The organism is Paraburkholderia sp. BCC1886 (assembly GCF_900996245.1).
Lineage (GTDB): Bacteria > Pseudomonadota > Gammaproteobacteria > Burkholderiales > Burkholderiaceae > Paraburkholderia.
Genome location: NZ_CAAJGK010000089.1, coordinates 1 through 549 on the forward strand (window position 1 = coordinate 1; position 549 = coordinate 549).

Consider the following 549-nt stretch of genomic DNA (forward strand, 5'->3'; position numbering starts at 1 on the left):
CATGAGTTTCGATTCGCTGTCGGATTTCTACAGTTGTAGTTTTCAGAACTACCTGCGTGGCAAATTCAATATCGGCGAAGTGAAAAATACGGTGATAGCGGGTTGGGATGTGCTCCGTTACAGCCAGTATCAGTCCGACGCCACGACCACGAAATTCATTTCGGTTCCGAATGTATTCGGATCCTTTGTGTTCCCGACGTCCGACGTTGCAAGCTTGGCGCCGGATGTGGCGAGCTTCTACACCCAAACCGGTTTGTATCTTCAAGATCAGTTTTCCTACCGGAATTTCCATGCGCTCGCGTCCGTGCGCCGGGATACGTATCTGACACATGCGAACTACGCCGGTAACCCACCGGCGGGAAACCATCAGAACGCTTATAGCCCGAGCCTCGGCCTGCTCTACGAACTGACCTCCGAGGTCGCGGCCTACGCCAGCTACAACCGCGGCTTCCAGCCAGGCACGGCGATGCAATTCGGCGGCGGCTTGCTTCCCCCGCAGATCAGCCAGCAGGTCGAAGTGGGCATGAAATTCAATCTGCTCGACGACAA

At 55.2% G+C, this 549-nt stretch carries 1 protein-coding gene; it reads left to right on the forward strand.

The features are described 5' to 3' along the window. On the forward strand, positions 1-549 hold a 549-nt coding region (locus FQ746_RS28545), incomplete at both ends, for a TonB-dependent receptor domain-containing protein (RefSeq protein WP_144113155.1).